The organism is Micromonospora sp. B9E7, assembly GCF_039871815.1.
Classification (GTDB): domain Bacteria; phylum Actinomycetota; class Actinomycetes; order Mycobacteriales; family Micromonosporaceae; genus Micromonospora.
In genome coordinates this window covers 147,073-158,943 of sequence record NZ_JBDPLX010000004.1, presented here as the reverse complement: position 1 = coordinate 158,943, position 11,871 = coordinate 147,073, and the positions used below count along the sequence as shown (strand labels likewise).

Below are 11,871 nucleotides of genomic sequence, written 5' to 3'. Positions count from 1 at the left end.
CGCCGCCGGAGCGGGACCGGGCCGCACACGACGCAGGTCAGCTCGCCTCCGCCAACAGGATCCGGGCCAGGTCGGCGGGTGCGGAGAACATCGGCCAGTGACCGGTGGCCATCGTGACCAGTCGCCAGTGGTCGCTGGCCAGCAGCTTCGCCACGGTGGGGTTGGGCTCGGGCCCGTCCAGCAGGCACTTGACGTACGTCGCCGGCAGCTCGCCCAACGGCCGGGTCAGCACGGCCGGCTCGGTCAGCGTGGCCCCGGGGTGCGGCGTGCAGCGTGCGACCATTCGGGCGATGTGCTCGTCGGTGAGCCCCTGGCCGTCGAGGTCGGCGACACCGAGGGGCCAGTGACCGCCGTTGTCGGTGAGCTGCGCCTCGAACGCCTCCTGGCCCTGCCACCAGCCGGACGCGAACGAGCCGCCGTCGACCGGCACCTCCGCGTCGACGAAGACCACCCGGCGCAACCGGTCACCGACGCGCTCGGCGGCCTGGCCGACCGGGATGCCCGAGTAGCTGTGCCCGACCAGCACCACGTTGCGCAGGTCGCCGCGCTCGACCTCGTCGACGATGTCCTGCACGTGGGTCTGCTGCCCGGCGGCCACACCTCGCCTGTCGGCGAGACCGGAGAGGGTCAGCGGGTGGGTGCCGTGGCCGGCCGCCCGCAGCGGTGGCACCACCTCGTCCCATGCCCACGACCCCAGCCACGCCCCTGCCACCAACACGAAATCAGCCATGGCCCGGACCCTAGCGCCGCCCTACGACAGGGTGACCTGGGCGCGGCTCAGGCGTGGCCCAGGGGCGGGCAGCGTGGACATCCACCCGCTCCTCACCCGCCCGGCGGCGTTCTCGGCTCCAACCGGGGCCGATGGGCCCGGCCACCCACGGCGGTATCCCCGGAGCGTGCCGGGCGAAACCGCCGGCCCGCCAGCACCGGTCACGCTCAGTCGGTCGGCGGGGCCGGCGGGCCGACCAGGGCGGCGAGCCGCTTCGGGGCGAGCATGCAGTAGCTCTCGCTGAGCAACTCGGCCACCTCGTCCCAGTCGGTGTCCCCGTCCAGGACCATGCCCATCACGGTCGGACTCCAGTCCGGCTTGTAGAAGGGGTGCCCGCCGCCGAGGAGCCCGGCGATCTCGTCGAGTGGCGACCGGAAGGTCAGCAGGCAGGTCGGCTGGTCGACCTCGGCGGCCCGGGCGTGGGCCACCTGACGGTCGGGATCGACGGTGAGGACGTGGGCGAAGGTCCGTTTGCGGATCCGCCAGCGGGTGCCCACCCAGGCGGGCTCCTCGTACGTCTCCGGCAGGCCGAGGCAGATTGGCCGCAGCCGGTCGAGGACCTCGGGCGGGACGTCTCCGGGTTCGGTCACGGGCAGCGACCCTAGCCGCCCGGTGTGACAATGTCCGCTCGTCCCGCGCTGCCCGCGCCGGTGGTGTGGGCCCGGTCGATCCGCCAGGATGGGGCCGGGGCGACCGTGGGCAGTCGTCCCGGCCCGTCCCACCCCCGTGCCCGCTGAGGAGTGCCGTGCCGTCCACCCTGCTCTCCCGCCGCGACCTCGACTTCCTGCTGCACGACTGGCTGCGGGTGTCCCAACTCGTCGAGCGTCCTCGCTACGCGGAGCACTCCCGGGAGACGTTCGACGACGCACTCGACCTCGCCGAGCAGGTGGCCACCGAACAGTTCGCCCCGCACAACCGGGCCGCGGACCTCGCCGAGCCCACCTTCGACGGGCAGCGCGTACGGCTGATCCCGCAGGTTCGCGCCGCGCTGGACAGCTTCGCCGAGACGGGCCTGCTCACCGCCGCGCTGGACGCCTCGGTCGGCGGCCTGCAACTGCCGCACGCGGTCGCGGCGGCCTGCTTCACCTGGTTCCAGGCGGCCAATGTGGCCACCTCGGCGTACCCGTTCCTGACCCTGGGCAACGTCAACCTGTTGCTGGCGCACGGAACCGCCGAGCAGGTGGACACCTACGTCCGGCCGATGCTGGACGGCCGGTTCTTCGGCACCATGTGCCTGTCCGAGCCGCACGCGGGCAGCTCGCTGGCCGACATCACCACCCGCGCCGAGCCCCAGGCCGACGGCTCGTACCGGCTCTTCGGCATGAAGATGTGGATCTCCGGTGGGGACCACGAGTTGGCCGAGAACATCGTGCACCTGGTCCTGGCGCGGATCCCCGGCGGGCCGCCCGGAGTGAAGGGCATCTCGCTGTTCATCGTGCCCAAGGTGCTGGTCGGCGCGGACGGGTCGCTCGGCGAGCGCAACGACGTGGTGCTGGCCGGGCTCAACCACAAGATGGGTTTCCGGGGCACCACCAACACCCTGCTCAGCTTCGGCGACGGTGGGCACACCCCGGGCGGCCGTGCCGGTGCGGTCGGTCAGCTGGTCGGGGCGCCGCACCAGGGTCTGGCGCAAATGTTCCACATGATGAACGAGGCCCGGATCGGAGTCGGGGCGGGTGCCACCGCGCTGGGTTACACCGGCTACCTCAAGAGCCTGGCGTACGCCCGGGAGAGGCCGCAGGGCCGGCCGGTCGCTGCGAAGGACCCCGCCGCGGCGCAGGTGCCGATCATCGACCACCCCGACGTACGCCGCATGCTGCTGGCGCAGAAGAGCTACGTGGAGGGGGCGCTGGCGCTGGTGCTCTACTGCGCCCGGCTGCTCGACGAGCAGAAGACCGCCCCCGTCGAGGCGGACCGCGAACGCGCGCACCTGCTGCTGGACGTGCTCACCCCGATCACCAAGAGCTGGCCGTCGCAGTGGTGCCTGACCGCCAACGACCTGGCGATCCAGGTGCTCGGGGGTGCCGGCTACACCCGGGACCACGACGTGGAGCAGCACTACCGGGACAACCGGCTCAACCCGATCCACGAGGGCACGCACGGCATCCAGGCGCTGGATCTGCTGGGCCGCAAGATGACGATGCAGGGCGGCGCCGGTCTCATGCTGTTGACCACGACGATCGAGGACACCGTCGAGCGGGCCCGTAAGGCCGGTGGCGAGGCTGCCGGTCTGGCGGACCGGCTGGCCGACACGGTGGACCGGGTCACCGCGGTCACCGCCCGGCTGTGGGCCGACGGTGACCCGGTGCTCGCGCTGGCCAACGCCAGTGCCTACCTGGAGGCCGTCGGGCACGTCGTGATCGCGTGGATGTGGCTGGAACAGGTGGTGGCGCTGCCGCCGGAGGGGGCCGGCGACGCGTTCCACGCCGGCAAGCGACAGGCCGCCCGCTACTTCTTCGCGGTCGAGCTGCCCCGCACCGGTCCACAGTTCGACCTGCTGGAGAGCCGGGACCGGACCACGCTCGACATGCGGCCGGACTGGTTCTGACCGGTCAGCGCCGTCGGCTCTGGTGGTGCACCGCCTGCCGCCCCTTGACGACGCCCCAGACGATCACGATCACCAGCGCGATCACACCGATGATGATCAGCCAGCGGACCGCTTCGAGCAACAACCCGAGCAGGATGAGCACGCCGGCGACCACGCCGACGACCCAGAGCAGTGCGCGCATCTCGACCTCCCGTGACCGGCCGCGCCTGGTAGGGCCGGCTCGACCCGACGTTCCCCGTCCGGCCGACACCATGCCGATTGATCGACTCGGGTTCCATCAGGCCGGAATGGCCGACTTCCGGAAACCCGAGTCGATCAGGGGCCGGTCCGCGCCACGTAGACGGTATTGGCCGACTCCCCGCCGGTCAGCGGGTTGGCGAACGGCACGACGTGCGCCCGTACGCTCGCGAACACCTCGGTGAGCGCGTCGGTGAACTCGGCGTCCGGCGGGTCGTCCGACCAGAGCGCGAAGACGCCCTCGGGGCGCAGCAGGGCGGCCAGGCGGCGCAGACCGGCCGGCGGATAGAACGCGGCATGGCTGGGGTGCAGGACGTTGCGCGGGGAGTGGTCGACGTCCAGCAGCACCGCGTCGAACCGGCGCCCGGGCACCTCGGCGTCGAAGCCGACGTCACCGGCGACCGCCGCGAAGAAGTCGGCCTGCACGAACCGGGTCCGCGGATCCTCGGCGAGCCCCGCCGCGAAGGGCAGCAGCCCTCGCCGGTGCCAGTCGATCACGTCCTCGATCGCCTCGACCACCAGCAGCGAACGCACCCGCGGGTCGCCCAACGCCGCGCAGGCGGTGTATCCGAGGCCGAGACCGCCGACCACCACGTCGATCGACTCACCGGCCACCTCGGCGAGACCCAGCCGGGCCAGCTCGATCTCCGCGACCGGGAAGAGGCTGGACATCAGGTATTCGTCGTCGAGCTTGACCTCGTACACCTCGACCTGCAGTGCCGGGTCCCGGCGTCGGCGCAGGCTGATCGCGCCGATCGGGGTCTCCCGCCAGGCCAGCTCCTCGAAACGCGCGCCCACGGGTGCCCTCTCGCCGCCGGATTCGTCCACGGATGGTACCGGTTGCCCCACGGTCGACGGCCACGCAGGGTCCGCGGGACATCGACGCAGCGCATATCCTGTGCCCGGCCGATCCACCGGAAGGGACCTTATGCCGTCGCGGCAGGACCAGCTGCACTCCTACCAGTTCAGCGTCCAACGGGCGGTCGCCGCCCTGGTCATGCGGGAGACCGACCCCGCGCAGTCACCGTTTCGACGGTTGGCTGGCGCGGGTCTGGCCAGCGTCCTGGTCGCGGTGATCCTGCTGGGTGGTTTCGCGCTCTACGGCCTGTTCGCCGGTGGTGGCAAGGGCTGGCGTGACCCGGGCGCGGTGATCGTGGAGAAGGAGTCCGGCGCCCGGTTCGTCTACCGCGAGCAGAAGCTGCACCCGGTGCTCAACTACGCCTCCGCGCTGCTCATCCTCGGCGCGGACCGGTCGAAGACCGTGCTGGTCTCGCGACGCACGATCGACGGCGTGCCGCGCGGTCTGCCGCTGGGCATCGCCGACGCGCCCGACTCGCTGCCCGCCCCCGGGCGGCTGGCCACCGCGGCGTGGACGGTCTGCTCGACCGTTCCCGCCGGCGAGGCGCCCCGCTCCGCGCTGCTGATCGGCACCGAGCCCGACGGCGGTCGGCCGTTGGGCGACGAGGCGCTGCTGCTGCGCCACCCCGACGGCGGTCTGCACCTGGTCTGGCACCAACGGCGTTACCTGGTCCGCGATCCCAGCCGGGTCCTGGCGGCGCTCGCCACCACCCGGGCGCAGGCTGTGCCGGTGGCGCCCGCCCTGCTCAACTCGCTGCCGGCCGGCACCGACCTCGCCCCGCTCGACCTGCCCGAGCTGGGCCGGCCCGCCACCCGTGTGCCGGGCACCGCCGTCGGCACGGTCTACCTGGTGAGCAACTCCGGTGGCGGCCGGCAGTACGCGGTGGCCCTCGACGCCGGGTTGGCCGGCATCACCGAGTTGCAGGCCGGGTTGCTGCTGGCCCGCACCGGGCAGGGCGCGCCGGTGCCGATGACCCTGGGCCAGTTCGCCGCGTTGCCCACGGTGCCCGACCTCGCGCCGACCGGCCAGAACGCCCCGCCGCCGACCCCACCCCGGCTGGCGGCCGGCGGCGACGGGGCGCTCTGCACCCGCGTCGCCGACGACGGCGGGGTTGGTGAGGTGCGGTGGGGCGTACCGCTGCGGGACCTGGCGGCTTCGCCACGCACCGCGCCGACCGGCGGCGCGGTGCTGGCCGACCATGTGCTGGTCGAGCCGGGGCGCGGCGCGGTGGTCGAGGCCGCCGCGGCGCCCGGCGCGACCGGCGGTGCGGTCTCCGTGGTCACCGACCTGGGCCGACGGTACGTGCTGGCCGACCGTGAGGTGCTGCCGATGCTCGGCTACGGCAGTGTCCGCCCGTTGCGGCTGCCGGCCGGTCTGGTCAGCCTGGTGCCGGCCGGCGCGACCCTGGACCCGGCCGCCGCCCGGGCCGTCGCCGCCCCAGACTGACCACCCGAAGCCGGCCCGCGGCGTGGCGCCGTGGCGGCGGTGATCAAGGGGTTTGCGTCAGAACTTGGCGCGAGCCTGACGCAAACCTCTTGATCATCGGAAAGCAACGCGCGGCCCGCGCGGTGTCAGTCGGCCGGCCGGCGCAGGATGGTCACCGCGAACGGGGCGTCGTCGCGCCACGGGCGCAGGTCCCAGGTGGCGAAGCGGTGCTCCACGCGCAGCCCGGCGGCCACCGCGTCGGCGTCGAACGCGGTCAGCGGGTAGCCGCGCTCGGTGCCGAAGCCCACGGCCAGCACCCCGTCGGGCCGCAGGTGGCCGGCGACGCGGCGCAGCACCTCCGGTTCGGTGCCGACGGCGACGAAGGCGAGGACGTTGCCGGCCAGCACCGCCGCGTCGAACGGCTCCGTCTCACCCGACGCGGGCAGGTCCAGCTCGGCCAGGTCGCCGACCAGCCAGGTCGGGCCGGGATGGTCGGCGCGGGCGGCGTCCACCAGCGCCGGGTCGGCGTCCACCCCCACCACGGTGTGCCCCCGCTGCGCCAGCGCGGCACCGACCCGGCCGGTGCCGCTGCCGGCGTCGAGGATCCGCGAGCCGGGCGCCACCAGAGTGTCCACCAGGCGGGCCTCGCCGGCCAGGTCCACTCCCTCTGCGGCCAACGTGCGGAACCGGTCGATGTACCACTGTGAGTGCTCGGGGCCGGTGTCGGTCGCCCAGCGGGTCGGGTTGGCCATGTGGCCACCGTAACCGGGCCGGTGGGGGAGCGGCGGGGGACCCGATCATCCCTTCTCCGCGCCGCTGGTCAGCCCCTCGGTGAGCAGTCGCTCGCTGGCGAAGAAGAGGATCACGATGGGCAGGGTGAGGACGACCGATCCGGCCATCAGCACCGTCTTGGGTACCTCCACCCCGTCGGCGAGCTGCGACAACCCGAGCGACACCGTCCACCGGTGGGGTTTGTCGACCAGGAACAGCAGGGCGAAGAGGAACTCGTTCCAGGCGATCATGAAGTCGTAGAGCGCGACCGCCATGACCGATGGCATGGCGAGGGGCAGGCTGACCCGGCGGATGATGCCGAGCCGACCGGCGCCGTCGATGGCGGCGGACTCCTCCAGGCTGACCGGGATGGTCTCGAAGTAGTTCCTCAGCATGTAGACCGAGACCGGCAGGGTCTGCGAGATGTAGACCAGCACCAGGCCGAACAGCGAGCCGCGCAGGTTGGCAAGGCTGAACGCCACGAACAGCGGGATCGCGATGACGATCGACGGGAACAGGTAGACCGCCAGGAACAGGAAGTCCACCTGCCGTCGGCCGAAGAACCGCAGCCGGGCCACCGCGTACGCGCCGGGGATCGCCACCAGCAGGGTGAGCACGGTCGCCGCGACCGCGACGAGGCCGCTGTTGCGGATGAACGTCAGGAACCCCTGGCCGCCGTCGTCGGTGGCCTTGAGGACCTCGGCGTACGTGGCCACGGTCAGCTCACCGAAGCCGACCACCAGTGCGCCGGGGTCGAGCAGCAGCCGCTCGATGGGACGCACCGAGAGGACCAGCATGTAGTAGAAGGGGAAGACGGTGACCACCAGGAACGCGGCGATCACCAGGCGGCGCAGCCAGCGCAGGCTCACCGTCTCGATGACGTCCCGGTCCATCAGTTCACCCTTCGTCCGAAGAAGCGCAGGTAGATCAGCACGAACACGATGAGCACCACGGCCAGTACGACCGCCTGCGCGGCCGCCGCCCCGATGTCGGTACGGGCGGTGAGGAACTCGTACACCCGTACGCTGACCACCTCGGTGCCCGCCGCGCCGCCGGTGAGCAGGTAGACGTCGTCGAACTTGTTGAACGTCATGATGAAGCGCAGGACGCCCAGCAGGGCGATCACCGGCAGCAGTTGGGGCAGCAGGATGTGCCGGAAGCGTTGGGTGGGGGTGGCACCGTCGACGCGGGCGGCCTCCTCCAACTCACCGGGCACGGCCTGGAGTCGGGCCAGTAGGAACAGGAACGCGAACGGGAAGTATCGCCACGCCTCGAACACGATCACGGTGGTCAGAGCGGTCGACTCCTGGGACAGGAACGGCACCGGGGCGTCCCAGCCGAGCAGGCGTTGACCCCAGGCGTTGACGATGCCGAGCTGTGGGTCGAGCATCACCTGCCAGACGAACGTCACCGCGACCACCGGTGCCACGTACGGCAGCAGCATGGACGCCCGGACCAGGGTGCGGCCCCGGAACGGCCGGCGGACCACCAGCGCGGCGACCAGGCCGAGCAGGATCGACCCGACGGTGCCGCCGATGCTGTAGATCAGCGTGACCCACAGTGTCTCGGCGAAGCCGGGGGTGTGCAGCACCCGGTCGATGTTGTCCATGGTGAACTCGCCGAACAGGCCGGTCTTGCGCAGCGTGGCGAGTCGGACCCGCTGGAAGGCGAGCACCACGGTCCACACGATCGGGATGCCGATGACCGCGATGGTGACGAGCAGGGTCGGTGCGACAAGCGCGAGCCCGGCCCGGGACTCGCGGCGGCGCAGGGTCAACGGTCGGCGCCGGGGTGGCGCCGGCCGCTCCCGGGTGGGGGAGCGGCCGGGGCCGGGCGCGGTGGTGGTCAATTGACCCCCGCCTTGATGGCTTCGACGTCCTTCTTGGCCCGGCCGGCGGCGGTCGAGGCGTCGGACTTGCCGGAGTAGACGTCGGTCAACGCCCGGGGCACCGGTAGCTCACCGAGCATGGCGCCGACCAGCGTGCCCTGCCCCTGGGTGAGCCCCCAGCGCTGGAAGGTGTCCGGGCTGCGGCGCAGCGTGGCCAGCACCTCGTCGCCGTACACGTCGGCGAGGGGCTTCTTCGCGTCCACGCCAGCCTGGCTGGCGTTCCAGGCGGTCAGGAACGCCTCCGGCTCGGCCGGGGTGCCCTTGCGGACCGGGAAGCGGCCCTCGGGGGACATGCCGAACCAGCGCGGGTAGCCGTCCCCGAGCATGTACTCCACGAAGGACTTCGCCGGGTCGGCCACCGCGCCGTCCAGCACGGCCCAGGAGCTGATCTCGCCGTACTGGGCCGGCTCGGTGCCGTTCGGGCCCTTGATCGCGGTGACGAACCCGCTGTTCTTCGCGAGGAACCCCGGGTCGGCCTGGCACTGTGGGCAGGTCGGCTTGGCGTCGTCACGTAACCCGGCCAGCTCGTCGAGGATGAACGGTGACCAGATCACCATGGCGGCCTTGCCGGCGAAGTAGGTGGCCCGGGTGGTGTCCACGTCCTGCGCGCCTTTCACCGAGCTGGTGCGGATCAGGTCGCCGTAGAAGCGGAACGCCTCGACGCACTGGGGCGAGTCCAGGGTGATCCCGCCCGAGTCGTCGGTGAGCTGGCAGCCGTTGGCCAGCGCCAGGTGCTCGAAGGTCTGCTGGGTGAACACGTCGCTGGGGGCGGTCGCCGCGGTGATCCCGGCGACGCCTCCGGTGTTCAGCGCCGCCGCGGCGGCGCTGATCCGCTCGTACGTGTCGGGGGCGGGCAGGTTGGCGGCGGCGAACAGGTCCTTGCGGTAGACGAGCAACTGCCCCCACCCGTCGCTGGGCACGGAGAGCTGTGTGCCGTCGTCGGAGGTGAGCTCCAGCGCTCGTGGTGAGAACGTCTGCCTGCCCAGCCTGTCGACGACCTCCGCGTTCGCCGAGGTGTGCAGCAGCTCGTTCCCGGCGAGGGTCCGGATGCCGGCGAGGGAGACCGACCCGACCACGTCGGGAAGGTCGCCGGCGGCGGCGTTTGCGGCGATCAGAGACGGGAACTGGTCCTCGTTGACGGTCACGAGGTCGACCTGGATGCCGGTCTTCGCGGTGAAGTCCGCGATGATCGCCTTGGTGGCGGTCACCCGGTCGGCGACGTCCTCCAGGCTCCAGACGGTGATCTTCTTGCTGTTGCTGTCCGACTTGTCGTCGCCGCAGGCCAGCAGGGTGGACGTGGTCAGTGCCAGGATCAGGGTGGTGGCGAGTATCCGCCTCGGAGGTGCTGACATCAGTGGCACTCCTCTCGAAGGGTACATGACGGATTCAACGCCTTCGATTGATCAATAGCAAGACATATGGCGATTTTGTGTCTATCCTGGAGCCCAGTGCTACCGGGATGTGACTCATGGTCAACTGGGTTGTCTCTCTCGCCGGGCCTCGACGGATCAGCCTCGAGCCCTACCCCCCGGATCCGCTCGGCCCCGGCCAGGTTCGCGTCCGCACCTGCTACTCGGGCATCTCCGCCGGCACCGAGCTGACCCTCTACCGGGGCAGCAACCCCCGGCTCAGCAAGGACTGGGACGACGCCGCCCGGATGTTCGTCCCCCGACAGAAGCCGGTGCCCTACCCCCTGATCGGCTTCGGCTACGAAGAGGTCGGTGAGATCGTCGAGGTCGCGCCGGAGGTCACCGGCCGGCACCCGGGACAGCTGGTCTGGGGCATCTGGGGACACCGGGCCGAGGCCGTGCTCGCCGCCGAGACGGTCCGTCCGCTCCCCGCCGGGTTGGACCCGCTCGCCGCGGTCTTCGCCCGCCCCGGGGCCATCGCCCTCACCGCCGTGCTCGCGGGCGACCTGCACCTCGGCGACTGGGTCGGCGTCTTCGGGCAGGGCGTCATCGGGCTGCTCGCCACCCGACTCGCGGTGCTCTCCGGGGCCCGGGTGGTGGCCGTCGACCCGGTGCCCGCCCGGCTGGAACACGCCACCCGATACGGCGCGGCCACCACCGTGGACATCCGTACCGAATCCGCCGCCGCCACGCTGCGTCGGAGCACCGACGGTCGGGGCGCGGACGTCTGCCTGGAGCTGTCCGGCGCGTACCCGGCGCTGCACGAGGCGATCCGATCCACCGCACACGCCGGACGGGTCGTCGCCGCCGGGTTCTACCAGGGCCAGGCCGACGCGCTCGGCCTCGGCGAGGAGTTCCACCACAACCGCATCCAGCTGGTGGCCGCCCAGGTCTCCGGGCCCACCCCCGCGCCGAGCATGGCCGGGCGGTGGACCGGGGACCGGGTCGCGCAGACCTTCATGGACCTGGTGGCCGACCGCAGCGTCGATCCGTTGCCGCTGGTCAGCCACATCGTCGACGCCAGCGCGGTCGCCGACGCCCTCGCGCTGCTCGACCGCGGCGCCGGTGACGTCCTCCAAGTCGTGCTGAGGTTCTGATGACCACCATCGCGCTGGCCTGCCAGGAACAACTCCTGCCGGGCTCCAACCTGATCCAGAAGTACGCCCTCGCGACCGCCCTCGGCTACCAGGGCATCGAACTACGCGGTCGCGGCGACCTCGCGTTCGCCCACCGGTTGCCGGAGCTGCGCCGGGCCCGCGCCGCCGGGGTGGTGATGCCCACCGTCTGCGTCGAGATGGACCACTTCATCGGCGACTTCGACCCAGATCGCTCCGCCGACGCCGTCCGGAACCTGCGCTCCCAGCTCTCGGTGATCGCCGAGCTGGGCGGCGTCGGGGTGATGACCCCGGCCGCCTGGGGGATGTTCTCCCGGCGGCTTCCGCCGTTCGAGCCACCCCGCCCGCCGGCCGGAGACCGGCAGGTCCTCCTCGACGCCCTCGGCGAGCTGGGCGAGCACGCCCAGGCCGAGGGGGTCACCCTCTTCCTGGAACCCCTCAACCGGTACGAGGACCACATGGTCAACCGGCTTGACGAGGCGGTCGCGCTCTGCGCCGCACTCGCACTGCCGTCGGTCCGGGTGGTCGCCGACACGTTCCACATGAACATCGAGGAGGACGACGTGCACCTCGCGCTGCGCGCCGCCGCGCCCTACCTCGGGCACGTGCAGGTCAGCGACTCCAACCGGTACCAGCCGGGCGCGGGGCACCTGGACTGGCCGGCGCTGGTGCGGACCCTGCTGGAGCTGGACTACCGGGGTTGGCTCGCCCTGGAGTGCCGGCTGCGCGGTGACCCGGTCCGGGCCCTGCAGGAGGCCGCCACCGTGCTGCGACACGCGCTGCCCCGGCGGGCCGCCGCGTGACCGACGACGCCGGGGCGACGCGCGTCGACGGGACCGTCGCCGTGACC

12 protein-coding genes are annotated in these 11,871 nt (G+C 72.1%); 4 read left to right on the top strand and 8 right to left on the bottom strand.

The genetic code is table 11. The features are described 5' to 3' along the window. Positions 1-37: 37 nt before the first annotated feature. Positions 38-730 carry an alpha/beta hydrolase gene (locus ABGB10_RS08515; protein WP_347660304.1) on the bottom strand — a complete coding sequence of 231 codons (693 nt, stop codon included), beginning with the start codon at positions 728-730 and terminating at the stop codon, positions 38-40. 206 nt (positions 731-936) lie between these two features. Further along, positions 937-1,359, bottom strand: coding sequence for an MmcQ/YjbR family DNA-binding protein (locus ABGB10_RS08510; RefSeq protein WP_347660303.1), 423 nt, complete (start codon positions 1,357-1,359; stop codon positions 937-939). 155 nt (positions 1,360-1,514) lie between these two features. On the opposite strand from ABGB10_RS08510, the gene ABGB10_RS08505 reads away from it, so the two are divergent. Beyond that, positions 1,515-3,317 carry an acyl-CoA dehydrogenase gene (locus tag ABGB10_RS08505; RefSeq protein ID WP_347660302.1) on the top strand — a complete coding sequence of 601 codons (1,803 nt, stop codon included), beginning with the start codon at positions 1,515-1,517 and terminating at the stop codon, positions 3,315-3,317. Positions 3,318-3,321: 4 nt separating this feature from the next. Here ABGB10_RS08505 and ABGB10_RS08500 read toward each other — a convergent pair whose 3' ends face one another. Together ABGB10_RS08500 and ABGB10_RS08495 are read right to left on the bottom strand one after the other, a co-directional pair. Then, positions 3,322-3,498, bottom strand: a complete 177-nt coding sequence (locus ABGB10_RS08500) for a hypothetical protein (protein WP_347660301.1) — start codon at positions 3,496-3,498, stop codon at positions 3,322-3,324. Positions 3,499-3,632: 134 nt separating this feature from the next. Then, the gene (locus tag ABGB10_RS08495; RefSeq protein WP_347660300.1) at positions 3,633-4,352 is read right to left on the bottom strand and encodes a spermidine synthase; all 720 of its coding nucleotides are present in this window, start codon (positions 4,350-4,352) and stop codon (positions 3,633-3,635) included. A gap of 130 nt (positions 4,353-4,482) precedes the next feature. Here ABGB10_RS08495 and eccB point away from each other — a divergent pair, with 130 nt between their 5' ends. Continuing rightward, the gene (gene eccB, locus ABGB10_RS08490) at positions 4,483-5,859 is read left to right on the top strand and encodes a type VII secretion protein EccB (protein ID WP_347660299.1); all 1,377 of its coding nucleotides are present in this window, start codon (positions 4,483-4,485) and stop codon (positions 5,857-5,859) included. 125 nt (positions 5,860-5,984) lie between these two features. Here the strand turns inward: eccB and ABGB10_RS08485 are convergent, their stop codons facing one another. Genes ABGB10_RS08485 through ABGB10_RS08470 form a run of 4 tightly spaced genes read right to left on the bottom strand, consistent with a single transcriptional unit; the run spans position 5,985 to position 9,849 of the window. Then, positions 5,985-6,590 (bottom strand): class I SAM-dependent methyltransferase, encoded by a 606-nt coding sequence (locus ABGB10_RS08485; RefSeq protein WP_347660298.1) that lies wholly within the window; start codon positions 6,588-6,590, stop codon positions 5,985-5,987. Between the two features lie 45 nt (positions 6,591-6,635). After that, positions 6,636-7,502 (bottom strand): carbohydrate ABC transporter permease, encoded by an 867-nt coding sequence (locus ABGB10_RS08480; protein ID WP_347660297.1) that lies wholly within the window; start codon positions 7,500-7,502, stop codon positions 6,636-6,638. Beyond that, entirely contained in the window at positions 7,502-8,458 is a 957-nt protein-coding gene (locus tag ABGB10_RS08475; RefSeq protein ID WP_347660296.1) for a sugar ABC transporter permease, read from the bottom strand. The genes ABGB10_RS08480 and ABGB10_RS08475 overlap by 1 nt, the downstream gene beginning before the upstream one ends. Beyond that, positions 8,455-9,849: an extracellular solute-binding protein gene (locus ABGB10_RS08470; protein ID WP_347660295.1), complete on the bottom strand. Its 1,395-nt coding sequence runs from the start codon at positions 9,847-9,849 to the stop codon at positions 8,455-8,457. Before ABGB10_RS08470 ends, ABGB10_RS08475 begins: the two co-directional genes overlap by 4 nt. A 116-nt stretch (positions 9,850-9,965) precedes the next feature. On the opposite strand from ABGB10_RS08470, the gene ABGB10_RS08465 reads away from it, so the two are divergent. Continuing rightward, a complete protein-coding gene (locus tag ABGB10_RS08465; RefSeq protein WP_347660294.1) occupies positions 9,966-11,003 on the top strand; it encodes a zinc-binding dehydrogenase in 1,038 nt (345 codons plus the stop codon). Next, entirely contained in the window at positions 11,003-11,824 is an 822-nt protein-coding gene (locus tag ABGB10_RS08460) for a sugar phosphate isomerase/epimerase family protein (RefSeq protein ID WP_347660293.1), read from the top strand. Before ABGB10_RS08465 ends, ABGB10_RS08460 begins: the two co-directional genes overlap by 1 nt. The last annotated feature ends 47 nt before the right edge of the window (positions 11,825-11,871 follow it).